General features: G+C 61.2%; 14 protein-coding genes. 13 read left to right on the top strand and 1 reads right to left on the bottom strand.

The window, feature by feature from the left end; all coding sequences use genetic code 11:
- Window positions 1–31 precede the first annotated feature (31 nt).
- On the top strand, window positions 32–823 hold the full coding sequence (locus M5J09_RS00445; RefSeq protein ID WP_257156616.1) for a DivIVA domain-containing protein: 792 nt from the start codon (window positions 32–34) through the stop codon (window positions 821–823).
- 100 nt (window positions 824–923) lie between these two features.
- Here the strand turns inward: M5J09_RS00445 and M5J09_RS00440 are convergent, their stop codons facing one another.
- Window positions 924–1,544 (bottom strand): hypothetical protein, encoded by a 621-nt coding sequence (locus tag M5J09_RS00440; protein ID WP_201773944.1) that lies wholly within the window; start codon window positions 1,542–1,544, stop codon window positions 924–926.
- Window positions 1,545–1,714: 170 nt separating this feature from the next.
- Between M5J09_RS00440 and M5J09_RS00435 the strand changes: the two genes are divergently transcribed.
- The 12 genes from M5J09_RS00435 (at window position 1,715) to M5J09_RS00380 (ending at window position 17,069) form a co-directional block, all read left to right on the top strand.
- The gene (locus M5J09_RS00435; RefSeq protein ID WP_042531439.1) at window positions 1,715–2,254 is read left to right on the top strand and encodes a DUF177 domain-containing protein; all 540 of its coding nucleotides are present in this window, start codon (window positions 1,715–1,717) and stop codon (window positions 2,252–2,254) included.
- On the top strand, window positions 2,251–3,021 hold the full coding sequence (rnc, locus tag M5J09_RS00430) for a ribonuclease III (RefSeq protein WP_042531437.1): 771 nt from the start codon (window positions 2,251–2,253) through the stop codon (window positions 3,019–3,021). The genes M5J09_RS00435 and rnc overlap by 4 nt, the downstream gene beginning before the upstream one ends.
- Complete coding sequence (mutM, locus tag M5J09_RS00425) at window positions 3,022–3,855, top strand: bifunctional DNA-formamidopyrimidine glycosylase/DNA-(apurinic or apyrimidinic site) lyase (protein WP_257156615.1); 834 nt, start codon at window positions 3,022–3,024, stop codon at window positions 3,853–3,855. It begins immediately after the preceding gene.
- Between the two features lie 35 nt (window positions 3,856–3,890).
- The gene (locus tag M5J09_RS00420; protein ID WP_257156614.1) at window positions 3,891–5,417 is read left to right on the top strand and encodes a sodium:alanine symporter family protein; all 1,527 of its coding nucleotides are present in this window, start codon (window positions 3,891–3,893) and stop codon (window positions 5,415–5,417) included.
- Complete coding sequence (locus tag M5J09_RS00415) at window positions 5,418–5,702, top strand: acylphosphatase (RefSeq protein ID WP_042531431.1); 285 nt, start codon at window positions 5,418–5,420, stop codon at window positions 5,700–5,702.
- 10 nt (window positions 5,703–5,712) lie between these two features.
- Window positions 5,713–9,216, top strand: coding sequence for a chromosome segregation protein SMC (smc, locus tag M5J09_RS00410; RefSeq protein ID WP_257156613.1), 3,504 nt, complete (start codon window positions 5,713–5,715; stop codon window positions 9,214–9,216).
- Window positions 9,217–9,272: 56 nt separating this feature from the next.
- Window positions 9,273–11,072, top strand: coding sequence for a signal recognition particle-docking protein FtsY (gene ftsY, locus M5J09_RS00405; protein ID WP_257156612.1), 1,800 nt, complete (start codon window positions 9,273–9,275; stop codon window positions 11,070–11,072).
- A gap of 200 nt (window positions 11,073–11,272) precedes the next feature.
- On the top strand, window positions 11,273–14,254 hold the full coding sequence (locus M5J09_RS00400; RefSeq protein ID WP_257156611.1) for a DUF4040 family protein: 2,982 nt from the start codon (window positions 11,273–11,275) through the stop codon (window positions 14,252–14,254).
- Window positions 14,251–14,688, top strand: a complete 438-nt coding sequence (locus tag M5J09_RS00395; protein WP_042531423.1) for a sodium:proton antiporter — start codon at window positions 14,251–14,253, stop codon at window positions 14,686–14,688. Before M5J09_RS00400 ends, M5J09_RS00395 begins: the two co-directional genes overlap by 4 nt.
- Window positions 14,689–16,230, top strand: coding sequence for a monovalent cation/H+ antiporter subunit D family protein (locus M5J09_RS00390; protein WP_042531421.1), 1,542 nt, complete (start codon window positions 14,689–14,691; stop codon window positions 16,228–16,230).
- On the top strand, window positions 16,231–16,782 hold the full coding sequence (locus M5J09_RS00385; RefSeq protein ID WP_042531419.1) for a monovalent cation/H+ antiporter subunit E: 552 nt from the start codon (window positions 16,231–16,233) through the stop codon (window positions 16,780–16,782). It abuts the gene before it with no gap.
- Window positions 16,779–17,069, top strand: a complete 291-nt coding sequence (locus tag M5J09_RS00380; protein ID WP_042531417.1) for a cation:proton antiporter — start codon at window positions 16,779–16,781, stop codon at window positions 17,067–17,069. The genes M5J09_RS00385 and M5J09_RS00380 overlap by 4 nt, the downstream gene beginning before the upstream one ends.
- Window position 17,070: the final 1 nt, after the last annotated feature.

Genomic DNA, 17,070 nt, shown 5'->3' with positions numbered 1-17,070 from the left:
CGCTGCGTAACGGCTTGGTTAGGCTGGTGCCATGTACCGCGTTTTTGAGTCCCTCGATGAACTTGTTCGCAACTTGGAACAGGCCTATGCCGTTCCCATGACTTCTAATTGCATGGTTCCGCGTCACGAGATGCTTGCGCTTCTCGACGATCTTCGCAACGCCCTTCCCGTTGAAATGGATGATGCCCAGGACGTCTTGGATAAGCAGGACGAAATCCTTCACGGCGCAGAGGAGCGCGCAGACCAGATCATTTCCGAGGCTAACGCTGAGGCCGATGACACCGTCACGCGTGCGCGTGAGGACTCAGACGCCATGCTTGCTGACGCTCAACATCGCGCCACCACCATGGTTGCCCAGGCTGAAGATGAAGCGACCACGTTGGTCGACAACGCCCGCGCCGATGCAGAACGCACGCGTGCCCAGGCGGATGAGGAATACCAGCGCGCGGTTGCTGCCGGTCAGGCAGAGCAGGAGCGCCTTGTCTCCGAGTCTGAGGTTGTGCGCCGCGCTGATGACGAGGCACACCGCATCGTGGAGTCTGCGCACTCTGAGTCCAACCGTCTGCGCACTGAGTGCGATGAGTTTGTTGATGACAAACTGGGAGAGTTCGAGACCACGCTCTCTGACCTCTTGCGCACGGTTAACAATGATCGTTCCGCCCTGCGCCGCGGCGCCGGAGTGCGCTCTCGCGGTGAATCTCGTGCTGAGGGACGTGAGCTGCGAGGCGAAGCACGTGCTGATGCTCGTACCGAGTCCCGAGGCGAAAATTGGGAACGCGAGTCGCGTCCACGCCGCGCACCGCGCGCGCCCCGTGACTACTAAACCTTCGGTGTGAAAACCGCGGCCCGGCCCTGTTGGGCCGAGCCCTTGTCACTATTATCGGGTTCTCTCACGACGCCGTTCGGCCCCGCAGCAGTGCCGCTTAAGCAGCGGAAGGGGAGATGCGGCGCGAGGTTTCGAAGGCTTTGGCGGCTTCACGGGCGGCCTCAGCGCGGTGGATCCGATCGGCCTCAGCAGCAGGTATTGTGCTCAAGGATGCGGCGATCCCCGCAGCGACCACACCCGGGAGGGCGTAGAGCACCCACATACTTCCGAAGCCCAGTCCCGACGCGAGGGGATCGGAGGTAGGCACCCACGGTGCGCCGGCACGGGCGAGCATGAGATCAACCCCACCAACGCTGAGCATCATCACACCGATCACGAGGAAAGCGGCGGAAAAGGATTCCCGTGCGCCCCAGACGATAAAGGCCGCGAACAAGGAAAACAATGCCGAGGAGATGATGACGATAGAGCTAAAGTGCAAGGGCAAGAGCGCTACTGCGCCCACCATGATGCCGGCGAGAACGCCAATGGGTGCCACGTGGTGGAGGAGTAGCCCGTCGCGGCCGAAGACGCTCGGTCGGCGCCGGGTCACGGTGCGACGGCAAACGACACCGATGGTGACCAAGGCCAGGGCTGGGACGAGACACTGTAGCGGGTACATCGCTGCGAGGTCACGTGCCGTGGACGCTAGGGCAGTCGTGTCAGTGGCGGTGTAGCTCATGTCACTCAACGGTAGGGGCAGAGCAGCGCGTTAGCGAGTCCTATAGACAACTCTTTACATGTCTGTGTCCCAACATTCAGACTCCTGCCAGTCTCGGGCGCTTGCTGGCAGCATTGCCAGGCAGCTTAGGAGTGGGGGATACGAGCACACAGGGTAAGCTGGGTGGCGCTATGAATTCACCATTGAAGTTCGACGTGACGGAATTGCTGCGCAGCCAAGGCTCCGAGGCTCTGCCCGAGCACCGCGTTCAGACGGGCCCAGCCCCAGAGCGCATCGGCGTGGAAATGATCGCTATCCCGCAAGGCAACGAGCTAACAGTAGACGCTACTCTGACGCCGCTGGGCTCGGGTGTGCTGGTGGATGCGGACGTTACCGGAACGCTGAGCGGCGAATGCGCGCGCTGCCTGGAGGAGCTTCACCCAGAGCTGGACCTACACGTCTCGCAGGTTTTCGCTGCCGACGAGTCCTTCATCAGCGGGGACGAGGAGGAGGATGAGGATCAAGGCTCCGGTGATGAGGTGCCAGAGATCAAGGACGGAGTCTTAGATCTTCTGCAGACCGTCATCGATGAGGCTGGGCTCACGCTTCCTTTTGCCCCGACGTGTGAGGGGGGTTGCGAAGCCGCGACTCCGGAAGGCGTGACCACCGGAGTCTCCGGAGAGGAAGAGCGCGTGGATCCGCGCTGGTCTGGGCTGGAGAAGTTCCTATGAGCAAGAAAAAGAAGCTCACCGGTGAGGAAGCACGTGCAGCTGCCTATGCAGAGGTTGACCACACCCCGTTGCTCAAGGCATTGGGCGTGGACATCGACGATGAGCACCTGTGCCTTGCGCTAACGCACCGTTCCTTTGCCAACGAGAATGGTCACCTTCCCAATAACGAGCGCCTCGAGTTTCTGGGGGATGCCGTGCTGGGACTGTCCATCGCGGCGAAGCTGTACGAGCGCTACCCGTCGCGCCCTGAATCGGATATTTCTAAAATGCGCGCCTCCATCGTCTCGCGCTACGGCCTGTCTGATGTAGCCCGCGAGATTGATTTGGGCAAGCATATTCTGCTGGGCAAGGGCGAACAGACCACCGGTGGTCGCGACAAGGATTCCATCCTCGCTGATACCACCGAGGCCATCTTGGGAGCGATTTATCGCCAGCATGGCTTCGAGGTGGCACGCGGGGTTATCCTGCACCTCTTTGCGGCCAAGGTTGAGAATGCCGTGGTCTCTGGCCGTCACATGGACTGGAAGACCACCTTGCAGGAACTGTGTGCGGAGCTCAAGGCTGCGATGCCGGTGTATTCGGCGACCTCAACCGGTCCCGAGCATGATCAGACCTTTAACGCCGTGGCCACCGTCGCTGGTCTGACTGTGGGACGCGGCACGGGGCACAACAAGAAGCTGGCGGAGCAGCAGGCGGCTGAGGAAGCCTGCCAGGCGCTGCGTGAAACTCCGCTGCTGGTTCAAGGAACCGCAGCTAAAGAGAGCTAGATGCCCGAACTTCCTGAAGTCGAATCCGTCCGCCGCGGACTTGAGCCATATCTTGCTGGGCGCAGTTTCGCCTCGGTGGAGGTTCTCCATCCACGAGCGAATCGTGGGCAGGAGGAGCCCCTCGCCGCGCTCCTACAGGATCGGAGGATTGCCGCTGTGGCGCGCCGCGGCAAGTTCATGTGGCTCGAATTCACCGATGAGGACCGAGCGGATCCGGCCCGCGATGTGCTGTTCATTCACTTAGGTATGTCTGGTCAAGTACGCATCGGCACGGTGGATTCCCCACACGTACGTATCGCTGCTGTGCTTGATGACGCCACCCCCATCAACTTCGTCGACCAGCGCACCTTCGGTTACTGGCGTCTCGCTCCGTGGTTGAGTATGGCGCACATTGCGTCCGATCCGCTCGAGCCTGGCTTTGACGTGACCTCCGCCGCGCGTCGCATCCGCGCCAAGAAGACCGCGGTGAAGGTGGCACTCCTAGACCAAACAGTGGTGAGCGGAGTGGGCAATATTTACGCCGACGAGGCCCTGTGGGCGGCGGGGATTTCCCCGCTGAAGAAGGCGAACACACTGCGGCAACGCGATGCGGTGGCCCTTGTGGAGGCTGCTGCGGATGTCATGCGTGCAGCGCTTGAGGTCGGCGGCACCAGCTTTGATGCCCTTTATGTCAATGTCAATGGCGAGTCTGGATATTTTGATCGCTCGCTGCATGTCTATGGGCGCGGTGGTGAACCCTGTGATCGCTGCGGAACTGAGCTGGTCAAGACAGTGCTGGGCGGGCGTGGCACCCATTATTGCCCATCCTGCCAGCGCAGGGGAGCGCGCAAGTAGGTTCATGGTGGCCATACCCATTAAGATTATGGCCCATGCAAGAAGTTTTCAGCACTGTGATTGGTGCCATTAATAACAGCCTCTGGTCTTATGTCCTGCCGTGGCTGCTCATCGCTGCTGGCCTGTTCTTCGGCATCCGTACCGCCGTGGTGCAGGTGCGAATGCTTCCGGACATGTTCAAGGCGGTCGTCGAGAAGCCCAAAGGCGTCGGTGTGGATGCGGATGCTGACTATGGCGGTATCTCAGCCTTCAAAGCTTTCACGATTTCTGCGGCATCTCGTGTGGGCACCGGCAATGTGGCTGGTGTGGCTGTAGCCATTTCCGTGGGTGGCCCCGGTGCGGTGTTCTGGATGTGGCTCATCGCCATCCTCGGTGGCGCCACCGCGTTCGTGGAGTCCACCCTGGCGCAGCTGTGGAAGGTGCGTGAAGGTGATGCCTACCGCGGCGGCCCCGCTTATTACATGTCCCGTGGCCTGGGATGGACACCGCTGGCCACCATCTTCTCCGTGGCCATTGCCATTACTTTCGGCTGGTTCTACAACGCTTTCCAGACCAACGCCATCTCTGATTCCCTCGCAACTTCCTTTGGTCAGGACTCCACCGTCTTCAAAGCGGGTGTAGGTGTTGCCATCGTCCTCGTGTCAGGTGCCATCATCATTGGTGGTGTGCAGCGCATCGCCACCATGACCCAGTTCATTGTCCCGTTCATGGCGGGTGCGTACCTCATTGTTGGTTTCATCGTCGTGGCTCTGAACTATGACAAGGTTCCGGACATGATCGCCTCCATCATCGGCTCGGCCTTTGGCTTCCGTGAGGCCGCCGGCGCCACCTTGGGCTTGGCCATGCTTAAGGGTATTCAGCGAGGCTTGTTCTCCAACGAGGCCGGGGAGGGCTCGGCCCCGAATGCTGCCGCAACGGCCACCGTATCCCACCCCGTCAAGCAGGGTCTGGTTCAGACCCTCGGTGTCTACTTCGACACCCTCGTGGTTTGCTCCATCACGGCTTTCATCATCCTGTTGGGCACTGATTTCGAGACCTTTGGCTCGGACGCCATCGAGGGCGTGACGCTGACTCAGAACGCTCTGGCAGGAACAGTAGGCGAGTGGGGCATCCACTTCGTGACCTTCATTCTCTTCTTCCTCGCTTTCTCCTCCATTTTGGGCAACTATTACCTTGCCGAATCCAACGTGGAGTACCTCTCGGAAAAGAAGTGGGTGCTCTGGGGCTTCCGCATCATCGTGCTGGCGTTTGTTTTCTATGGCGCTGTCGCTCCGCTGGGCACCATCTTTGACCTTGCCGATACGGGCGCAGCCATCATGGTTCTTCTCAACATCTGCGCCATCGTTCCGCTCTCGGGCGTGGCAATCAAGCTGCTTAAGAACTATAACGAGCAGCGCCGCAAGGGCGTTGACCCGGTATTTCACCGTGATATGCTGCCGGAATTGAAGGGCGTCGAATGCTGGGATGGTTCTGACCCGGTAACCCGCCGTAGCCTGGAAGACCGTCGCGAACTTCGCCACCAGCGCGACCTTGGTGACCACACGAACTTGAGGGAGTACTAAATGGCAGAGCAGCGCTTGACTGCATTCGTTCACGGCTCGGTCCAAGGCGTGGGCTTTCGCTGGTGGACGCGCTCCCGCGCCCTTGAGTTAGGCTTGGCCGGTCATGCAACGAATATGAAGGACGGCCGCGTCCAGGTGGTCGCTGAAGGCTCGCGCGCTGACTGCGAACGCCTGCTGGAGCTGCTGCGTGAAGAACCGTCCACCACGCGCCGCCCGGGCGTGGTCGACACCGTGGTGGAGCAGTGGGCTGAACCACGCGGCGAGACCGGGTTCATCGAGCGCTAAACTAGTCCGAATGCACCTCAAATCGCTCACGCTGAAAGGCTTTAAGTCCTTTGCGTCCGCGACGAACCTGAAGTTCGAGCCCGGCATTTGCGCCGTCGTGGGTCCGAACGGCTCCGGTAAGTCCAATGTCGTTGATGCCCTGGCCTGGGTCATGGGTGAGGGCAGCGCGAAAACCTTGCGTGGCGGCAAGATGCAGGACGTCATCTTCGCCGGAGCCGGCGACCGCAAGGCCTTAGGCCGCGCCGAGGTTACCCTCACCATCGATAACTCCGATGGAGCCTTGCCCATTGAATACTCGGAAGTATCCGTCACGCGCCGCATGTTCCGCGATGGTGCGAGCGAATACGAGATCAACGGCGCCAAAGCGCGCCTCTTGGACATCCAGGAGCTGCTCTCCGATTCCGGTATCGGTCGTGAGATGCACATTATCGTCGGCCAGGGAAAGCTCGCGGAAATCCTGGAATCCCGCCCGGAAGATCGTCGCGCCTACATCGAAGAAGCAGCGGGTGTGCTCAAGCACCGCCGCCGTAAAGAAAAGGCACAGCGCAAGCTCACCGGTATGCAGGCAAACCTTGACCGCCTGCAGGATCTCACCGATGAGCTAGGTAAGCAGCTCAAACCGTTGGCGCGGCAGGCGGAGGCTGCGAAGCGAGCCGCTACGGTGCAGGCCGACCTTCGTGATGCCCGCTTGCGCCTTGCGGGTGACCGCGTGGTGCGTGTGCGCGCTACCTTCGAGGATGCCGAACGCCGCGCCGCGGTCCTGGCTGAGCAGGTCGAGGAGGTCACGGCTCAGCTCGAAGAAGCGACCGAGAACCAGCTCGAGATCGACGCCGAACTGGGGGATGTCTCTCCGCGCGCGGAGGCTGCCCAGAAATTGTGGTTCGATTTGTCGACTCTCTCCGAGCGCATCTCCGCCACGCAACGCATTGCCGCGGAGCGTGCCAGCAACGTGGGGGCGCAGGTGGCATATGCCGGCCAGGACCCGGATGAGTTGGAGGCGAAGGCTCAGGTCGCCGACGATACCCATGCCGAGCTCCTCGCCGCTGCGGAGGAGGCAGCGGAGCGCCTCGAATCGATTCGGGAAGAGGTGGCCGAGCGCCGTGAGGCCTTCGAAGAGGCTGATAAGGAACACATGGCGCAGTTGCGCGCCATCGCTGACCGCCGCGAGGGGGTTGTTCGCCTCATTGCTGCCGAAGAAAAGGTGGCAGGCCAAGTTGTGGCCGCGGAGGCGGAGCTAGGCCGTCAGGAAGAGACCCTGACCAGCACCAAGGCCCGCACGCGGGGCGCTCAAGCAGAAGCCGATGAGGTTGCTGACAAACTCAGTACCCTGGCGTCGGAGCGCGAGCCCCTCGAGGAAGCGCATGTGCGTGCGGCTAGCGAGTCCGATGCTGCGGATAAGCGCCTTGAGCAACTGCGTGATGCCCAGCGTGAGCGCGAGCGTGCCGTGTACTCGCTACGCGCCCGCATCGATACCCTCGGACAGACTACTCCTGAAGCGCTCGACTTGGGCGAGGGTTTCTCGCCGCTAGCGGATTTCATCTCCACACGGTACGAGACTGCCGTTGCTGCGGCCTTGGGATCTTTTGCTGAGGCGCAGGCGGGTGCGGTGAGCGAGGACATCGTGGCTAACGTGGCGGAGGCAAGCCGCACGCCGCTTGTCGACGTCTCCATGGCCGACCCCAGCACAAGCTGGCGCCTCGACGCGGATTTGCCGCAGGGGGCCGAGTGGTTACTGGATCACCTGGTCCTCGTTCCGGAGGTGTCGACGGCGCTGACGCGTTTGCTGTCCGACGTCGTCCTCGTCAAGGACTTCGCCGCTGCCCGGGCCGTCGTTGCGGAGGATCCGCGCCTGCGTGCGGTGACGCCGGAGGGCCTGCTCGTGGGTGAGGGCTGGGTTGAAGCCGGCACTGGTAGCGCCTCAACCGTGGAGGTCAGCGCCCAGATTTCTGAGGCCGAGGCCCAGCTTGAGTCAGCGACCCATGAGCTTGAGGAACTCTCCGGAACCCTGGAAGGCGCGAAGCTCGCCGCCGACGATGCCCGCGTGGCCGCCGCCAGCGCTAAGGCGGCTCTGCGCGAGCATGACCATGAGGTGGAGGCCTGGAAGCGCGACCACCAGCGCCTGCTTAAACAATACGAAGCCAACAAGGCCGAGCACGAGAAAGCCGCAGCCCACGCCACCGACATCGAGATCCAGCTGGTGCGCCTACGCGAAGAGTTGGACGAGGCCCGCGACCGCCTCTCCCGCGTCGACGCCGATGAACAGGCCGACGAGCCCTCCTCCGTCGAGCGCGATGAGGCCTCACGTGCCCTTGAGCAGGTCAAGGCTATGGAGGTCGAGGCCCAACTGGCCGCCCGCAGTGCCGAGGAAAAGGTCGGCCAAGCGGCGGGTAGGGGAGAAGCACTGCGCCGCCAAGCGCAGCATGAGCGTCAAGCCAAAGCCCGCCATGATCAGGCGATGGCACGCCGCCAGGCGCAGGCCCGACTGGCGGGGGCTGTGGACAAGCACGCCCAAGACCTCGCCGCACGTGTCACCCATGCCTTGGAGCGTGCCGCAGAGGAACGTGATGAACTTGTGACCCAGCGTGGAGTGCTGCAGGGCCGTGCCCAGACGGCGAAACAGGCGGTCTCTGCCACCCGCCAGCAGCTGGATCGGCTGACGGATTCCGCACACAACTCGGAGATTGCCCGCAGCCAGGCGCAGGTTCGTGTCGATGAGGCCGAAGCCAAGATTGTGGAGCAGCTCGGCATCGCGATTCCGGATCTTTTGAAGGATTACACCCCGGGCGAGGATTTCGACCGCTCGGAGGAAACGGCTCGTCTCAAACAAGCAGAGAAGGACCTCAACTCCTTGGGTAAAGTCAACCCCTTGGCACTGGAGGAGTACAAGGCGTTGGAGGAGCGCTATACCTTCCTGTCGACACAGCTTGATGATGTTATCCAAGCCCGCAAGGACCTCACCGGTGTCATCGAGGACGTTGACGCGCAGATTCTGCAGCTGTTTACTGACGCCTGGCATGACGTGGAAGCGGAGTTTCCCAAGGTTTTCCAGACTCTCTTCCCAGGTGGTGAGGGCCGCCTCATTCTTACGGAGCCCGATGACATGCTGGCCACCGGCATCGAGGTGGAGGCCCGCCCGCCAGGCAAGAAGGTCAAGCGCCTGACCTTGCTCTCAGGTGGTGAGAAGTCCCTGACTGCGCTAGCCATGCTGGTGGCCATCTTCCGTGCGCGCCCCTCACCGTTTTATGTCATGGATGAGGTGGAGGCCGCGCTTGACGACGTCAACCTGCGCCGCCTCATCGCCCTCTTCGAAGAACTGCGCAAGGACTCGCAGCTCATCGTCATTACCCACCAGAAGCCGACGATGGATGTGGCGAACGTTCTTTATGGCGTCACCATGCGCGGCGACGGCGTCACGCGCGTCATTTCACAGCGCATGAGTCGCGCCGGTGAGGCTCCCGGCACGGCCCAGGCCGCTGAGGACGCCACGCGCCTGGGCGTTGATGCCCCGCGTTAACCTCGGTTTCCCGGCTCGTGGTGCCTGTCACGGGTAAGCCTGGCACTATAGAGGGCATGAATACTTATCTGTGGATTGCGTTAGCAGTCATCGTTCTAGTCCTGCTAGTCATCGTGCTCGTTGTGCTGGGCAAGAAGCGAGGCGAGTCGAAGAAGGTTTCTTTTGACAAGCCCGTTGAGGAGCCGAAGGAGCTTACTCAGCAGCAGAAGTCTGGAAATTACCAGGCCAAGTCTGGCTTTAACTTTGCCCCTGCCGGAGGCGGCGCTGCCAAGCAGCCTGCCACTGCCCCCAAGGCTAGCCAGCCGCAGAAGCAGGAGCAGCCGCAGAAACCGGAGCAGCGTGATGCTACGCAGCTGGCTAACGATCAGCTCACCGGTACCGAGAAGACCCCGAAGACCGCGCCTACCACGTCAGCTGAATCTGCTGCGCCGGCCGCCGCTGAGCCAACCACGCCTGTAAAGCCAGCGGAGTCCGAGACCGCCCCGAAGTCGGAGCCTGCCAAGAAATCTGAGCCAGTGGCTGAGCCCACTGAGGAGGAGGACTCCACCGCGGGTGCTGTCGCTTCGGGTGCTGCAACCGCTGCGGCCGCAGGTGCCACGGTTCCGGGTGTCGTTGCCGCTGAGATGGAGGAGCGCGAAGCTAACGCGCCCGAGGTTGATGCCGAGGCAGACACGACCGCCGATGAGCCAGTACTTGACGAGCCTGTCGCAGAGTCCCCAGCTACGGAACCGGTCGTGGAGGACCTCCGTGAAGAGACTCCCGCTGCCGATTCCACTGCAGAGGCAGACACAGAGGCTGAAGAGGCAGCCGCAGCGGCGGAGGCCCAGGCGGCGTCGGCAAGCGCGGCGCTTGAGGCTGAGCCGGACGAGCTCGAGGTCTCCGAAGACGCCGAGGTAGTTCAGGCCCCGGCACAACCACAGGACGACATTGCGCCGGCAGCTGGCCGTCTGGGCAAGTTGCGTGGCCGCCTCTCGCGTTCGCAGAACGCCATCGGACAAGGTCTTATGGGAATTCTCTCCGCTGGTGACTTGGACGATGATGCCTGGGAGGACATCGAAGACACCCTCATCATGGCGGATCTGGGAACCAAGGCAACGATGCAGGTCACTGACTCCCTGCGCGAGAAGATTGCCGAGCGCGGTGTGAGCTCCGAGGACGAAGCACGCGCCATGCTGCGTGAAGCTCTCATCGAGGTCGGCCACCCGGAGATGGATCGCTCCATCAAGGCCATGCCGAACGAGGGCAAGCCGGCGGTCATCATGGTCGTCGGTGTTAACGGCACCGGTAAGACAACAACGACCGGCAAGTTGGCTCGTGTACTTGTGTCGATGGGCCACAACGTGCTGCTCGGCGCTGCCGATACTTTCCGTGCTGCCGCCGCAGACCAGCTGGAGACCTGGGGCCGCCGCGTAGGTGCCACTACCGTACGCGGCAAGGAAGGCGCAGACCCAGCCTCCGTCGCGTTCGATGCCGTGGCAGCTGGTGTGGACCAAGGCGTGGACGTAGTCCTCGTCGATACTGCTGGCCGCCTGCACACCTCCGTTGACCTCATGGACCAGCTGGGCAAGGTCAAGCGTGTGGTAGAGAAGAAGACTGAAGTCGATGAGGTTCTTCTCGTGCTCGACGCCACCGTGGGGCAGAACGGTCTGACCCAGGCGCGTATCTTCCGCGACGTCGTGGACATCACCGGCGTCGTCCTCACCAAGCTTGATGGCACCGCCAAGGGCGGCATTGTCTTCCAAGTTCAGGAAGAACTTGGTGTGCCGGTGAAGCTCGTGGGCCTTGGCGAGGGCGCCGACGACCTCGCCCCGTTCGAAATTGAGGGATTTGTGGACGCCCTGCTGGGCGAAAAATAGAAAAAGATTCAGGCGGATTTTCTGCTTAATCTATTCCTCTATCTCTTCAGTGACCGTAGTGCTTTCGTGCGGAGGTGCTACGGTCTTTTTTGATCATAAAGAATGTGCTTAGGGGGAGGTCACAATGGTAGTCTGGGACAGTCCTGTCTATGTGAGGCTGAATTAACAGCCCTAACAACGGTTCGTGAGGCTACTCTTTCGTGACACTCTTGTATGTCCTAATCCTCGCAGCTGTCGCAGTGGCGCTTGCACCAGTAGCTGTCAAAGTTGCTGATCGCGCAGCCGGCTATCCGTTAGCCGGCATTTTTATTATCGCAGCGGCACTGTTAGCGAGAGAATTTCCTGCCCTTGCCCGCGGCGAAGAACTGTCCTACTCCGTGACCTGGGTTCGCGATGTCGTCGCGCCTGGTGTTGACGTCAACCTCGCCTTCCGTGGCGATGCACTGGGTATTTTCTTCGCCATGCTGGCACTCGTCATTGGCGCGGTGGTGTTTAGCTATTCCGCAGCCTATCTGCCCAAAGGCAAAGGAAACGTCAGTTTCTACGTGCTGATGACGGCGTTCACGCTGTCTATCTTGCTGCTGGTGCTGGCTAACGACGTCGTCGTGCTCTTCCTTGCCTGGGAGCTTGTCTCGCTGGCGTCCTTCATGCTCATTGCGCGCAGCGGTAAATCGGGCGAGGCGGGTTCGCAGCGCACGCTGATTCTCACCTTTGTCGGTGGCCTGACGCTGCTGTCCGGTGTGGCTATTGCTGCAACGGCAGCGGGGACCACGAACCTTGAGGGCATTCTGGCCTCCGATGTCTGGGCCCAGCGCCCTGGCCTGACCACTGGTGTGGCCGTGCTCATCGCGCTTTCGGCCTTCACCAAGTCGGCACAGTTCCCGTTCCACTTCTGGCTGCCTGAGGCCATGGCTGCGGCGACGCCGGTGTCTGCCTTCCTGCATGCGGCGGCCGTCGTCAAGGCTGGTGTCTACCTGCTCATTCGCTTCTCTACCATCTTCCATGACGTGGCTGCCTGGAACTGGCTGCTCATCGTCGCCGGTATGGGAACTGCCGTCATGTCGGCTGTGTTCGCCGTACAGAAGACCGACCTCAAGAAGCTCACGGCGTATTCCACGGTGTCTCACCTGGGGTGGATTGTGGCCACTATTGGTGTGGGCACTCCCTTTGCCATTGCCGCGGCACTGGTTCACACCTTGGCGCACGCCCTGTTTAAGTCCTCCATTTTCATGCTCATTGGCGTGATTGATCACGAGGCTGGCTCCCGTGACATCCGCCGTCTTGGCGTGCTGTGGAATAAGATGCCATGGACCTTTGGCTCCATGCTCATTGGTGCTGCCTCCATGGCCGCGGTGCCGCCGCTCTTCGGCTTCGTGTCCAAGGAGGGTATGCTCACCGCCTTTGAGGACGCACCCATTGGATCGGCGGGCCAGATTGTCTTGCTGATTGTCGCCGGTATCGGTGCCTTCTTTACGTTCACCTACTCGGCCAAAATTGTCTTTGGCGCCTTCTTCGACGGTCCCCGTGACATGTCCTCGACACACGAGGCGCCGGTTCGCCTATGGTTGCCGGCGGCCTTGCCCGGTGTCATGTCCGTGCCTGTCGTTTTCTTCATGGGAGTTCTGGACGGCCCGCTCGATGACGTCGTTGCAGCTGTCGGCATGGAAGCACACACGCATCTGGCACTGTGGCACGGTCTGAACGTTCCTTTCGTGATTTCGGTTCTCGTGCTTATCGCCGGCGTCGTAGGCGTTCTTTTCCGCAAGCCGCTGTGGACTGGGATGGAGGAGCGCGAGTTCCTGCCACGCACCGGTAACGATGTCCTCAAGTGGATTCAGGATGTGTGCACCAAGTTCGGTCGCTTTGTTGGCCGCATGTCTGACACACACAACCCGACGCTCTTCATCCTGCCGATCGTCTTCCTCATCATCTTGCTGACAGGCGCCACGCTGGTATCCGACGGCATCGATGGAGTTGCCCTTAACCCGCGCGTTGAGGGGCTTGATAATCCGTGGGATCTGCTCCCGCTGGGCATCGTCGCCCTGTCCATGTTTGGGCTGGTGCGTACGAAGAATCGCCTGACGGGCGCGGTCATGATTGGTACCGCCGGTACCGGTGTGACCCTGCAGATGTTCCTGCTGGGTGCTCCCGACGTCGCTTTGACCCAGTTCACGGTTGAGGCGCTCTCCGTCATTGTCATGATGATGGTGCTCCGCTACCTGCCGGAGAAATTCCACCAAGTGTCCCACAAGGGCCGCCAGACGGGTGCCATCGTTATCTCGGTGCTGGCGGGTGCCGCGGCTTTCCTCGGCGTGTGGGCACTGATGGGCCGCCACGAGCGTTCCGACTTGGCCATGTGGTACCTCAACAACGCTCCGGACATTACTGGTGGCGACAACGTGGTGGCCACCATCATCGTTGAGTTCCGTGCACTCGATACGTTGGGTGAGCTGTCCGTGCTTGGTATGGCTGCCGTCGTTATCGCGGCGGTGACCTCGACGCTGCCGCGCTTCCCATTCACCTCGGGTACCCGCCCAGCACCGTTTGGCCAGTCACAGCTGAACTCCGTGCCGCTGCGCAAGGGCATCGCGGTGACCATCCCGATTCTGGTGGTCCTGTCGGTGATTGTTTTCTACCGCGGTCACCAGGCCACCGGTGGTGGCTTCCCGGCAGCTCTTATCATGGGTGCGGCTATTGGCCTGACGTACCTCTCGCGAGGTACGGATGAGATCGTCTTTGGCCGCATGACTCCGATTCACCTCACTGGCATCGGCATTATCGTTGCGCTGACGGCGGGCTTCATCGGCTACATCCCGACCTCCCACAACGATGGTGGCTTCCTTACCGCGATCCACGGCCACGCCCTGGGACAGCATTGGACCACCTCACTCATTTTCGACCTCGGTATTTACCTCGCTGTTCTGGGCATGCTCAGCATGGCCATCAACGCCTTGGGTGGCTACCTCCGTCCAGGTACCGAGCGCGACTACTTGCCGTGGGTTCACGATGATGATTCGGCGCTGCCGAATACGCCACGCGTGGTGCTTGACGACGTCGACGATCCTTACCCCGAATCCATCAACCCGTCCTCCGACCCGGAGGCACTGCTGAACGACGCCCAGGCGCGCCAGCGCGTGTCCTCGCCTCACTTCACTCCGGATGAAGAGGAGAAGAACTCATGATCCTCGCCCTGACCATCGCGCTGCTTATTGGCAGTGCCGTCTACCTCATTCAACAGCGCAGCCTTGTCCACATTGTGTTGGGCATGATGGCCTTTGGCCACGGCGCCAACCTCATGTTGTTGGCGACAGGTGTGTACTCCTACCGCGGGGAATCTTTCCCATCGCAGGTTCCGATGGACCAGATGGCAGATCCGCTTCCACAGGCTTTCGTCCTGACCGCGGTTGTTATTTCTATGGCGACCTCGACCATCCTGTTGACTTTGGCGGCCATGGGCGCCAATGACGACACGGACGTGGTCGAGCCGGTGGACGATAACACCATTGACCATGCCTTCTCCACGTTGGGCCGTGACACGCAGAATCGTGACATTCTGGAGCGCTCGGCTAACAAGATGGATCGTTTGAAGGAACTCGAACACGGGGAGGACAACTAGATGTATGACACCGTAAGCGCCCTCCTCCCGCTCTTCCCGGCGGTTCCCCTCGTATCGGCGGCGCTGGCGCTCCTTGCTCCGTGGCACCGCGTGCGTGATGCCATCATGCTCATCGTTCCGGGCGTGGGAATTTTCGCTTCCTTTGCGCTGCTGCTCTACACCATGAACAACGGCGTGGTGGCGCACAGCGTGGGTAACTACGTGGGCAACGCGGGTATCGCCTTCGCGGCAGATACCTTCTCGGCACTGATGCTCATCACGACGATGATCGTCGCCTTCGGGGCCAACTGGTTTGCCATCGTCGGCGGTGAGACGAAGTCTCGCTACTATCCCTCGCTGACGCTCATCTTGATTACCGGTGTGTGCGGAGCCCTGTTGACCGCTGATCTCTTTAACTTCTTCGTGTTCATTGAGGTCATGCTGCTGCCGTCCTATGGCCTTATCACCATGTCCGGAACGTGGTCGCGCTTGGCAGCAGGCCGCGCTTTCGTGTTGGTGAACCTGTTTGCGTCGACGCTGCTCGTTGTCGGTGTGGGCTACATCTATTCGGTGACGGGTGTGGTCAACCTTGGCGCGCTCAAGGGCGCGGCGGCTGGCAACGGCCCAGTGACCGTGGCGGCCGGCATCATTGTCATTGCTATTGCAGCCAAGGCTGGTGTCTTCCCCGTCCAGTCCTGGCTGCCACGCACCTACCCAGGCACGTCGGCTGCCGTCATGGGCCTCTTCTCCGGCCTGCACACCAAGGTGGCGGTGTACATGCTCTACCGCCTGTGGGTTCAGCTGTTCGATATGGACGAGCGCTGGGGCACCCTCATTATTGTGGTCATGATCATTTCGATGATTGTCGGCTCCTTCGGCGGTCTGGCAGAGAACTCCATCCGCCGTGTCCTGGGCTACCAGATGCTCAACGGCATGCCCTTCATTCTCGTGATGATGGCCTTCACCACGCACGACGCGCAGCGTGCTCTCGCCGCCGGTATTCTCTATACGATTCACCACATGCTGACGGTGGGTTCGCTCATCCTGGCCTCGGGTGCCATCGAGGAGACCTACGGCACGGGCCGTCTCAACAAGCTGTCCGGCTTGGCGCGCCGAGATCCCATCATCGCCTGGATTTTTGCCGCCGGTGCCTTCTCCGTTGTCGGATTCCCACCGTTCTCCGGCATGTGGGGCAAGGTTCTCATCGTGGCCGAGATTGCCCGCACTGGCGGGGGATGGGCGTGGACCGTCATCGCGGTCATCATCATTGCGTCCTTCGCTGCCTTCCTGTCGATGCTGCGCGTCTGGCGCCGTGTCTTCTGGGGCAAGGACCTGCCGAAGGAGAAAGTGCCCAAGGAGCTGGTTATCCGCAAGAAACTCATGGCGCCCTCGGCAGCCCTTATCCTGGGTTCGCTGACCATGTTCCTTCTGTCGGGTCCTCTCATCGAGGTCACCATGGGGGCTTCGGCGGACCTGCTGGACACGGAGGCCTATTCCCACGCAGTGCTGGGTGATGAACCCGTAGCCCTACCCGATATCGACTCCATCCAGGAGGGCCGTTAAATGAAGACCGCCGTGAACTCAGTAATTTACGCGTTCTGGTTGATCAAGGAAATCTTCGTGGCTGGCTTCTCGCTCGCCATGGAGTCCTTTAAACCAAAGAACAACTATCACCCCGTCGTCGTGCGCTATCCGTTGCGCGTGACGAGTGCTTGGGAGATCTTCTGGTTTACCTCCTCGATTACCGCCACGCCGGGGACCCTCTCCCTGGGACTCCGCGAGCCGGTCAGGGAGGGCCTGCCGCGCATCGTCCTTGTCCAAGCCGTGATGGGTGATGATCCCGCGAGCATCGTGGCGGACCTTGCCGATATGGAAGAGCGCCTTGCCCCACATGTGAAAGGCACTGACTATGGTGTGCCGGGACAGGGTCCCACGACGGAGCTGGCTCCGACCTTCTACGAGTACACCCTCGATACCTTGGGCCGTCACATGCGTGCCCCGGACATTGCACAGACGGATGACACCCCGTTGGCCGCTGACGAGGTTGAAAAATATTCCGTGTGGCCGCTGCGCCACGCCGTGCCAACCAAGGCCCGAAAGGATGACAAGAAATGATTGATTTTGCCTCGTGGAGCGCCTTCAATTGGGTCGTCTTCGTGTGCGTTTTCATCATGGGAGCCTGCGTGTGCGCAGCCCTCGGGTTGGCGTTGCGTTCCCGCGATGAGCTCACACGAACCGTGATGAGCGATATGGTCTTTTACGGCATGATGTGCATGTACTTTTCTTGGGCCATGACGAACAATGCATCCATTGTGTACGACATCGCCATGTTGGCGGGCATTGCCGCCGGCGTGCTGCCAACGTTGTCGATGGCCCGCATCATTTCGAAGGGCAGGAGGTAGA

It is taken from the genome of Corynebacterium sp. BF-R-2 (genome assembly GCF_024586525.1).
Lineage (GTDB): Bacteria > Actinomycetota > Actinomycetes > Mycobacteriales > Mycobacteriaceae > Corynebacterium > Corynebacterium singulare.
Note: the sequence above shows the minus strand (reverse complement) of the source record. Positions and strands in the feature narration are given on the sequence as shown.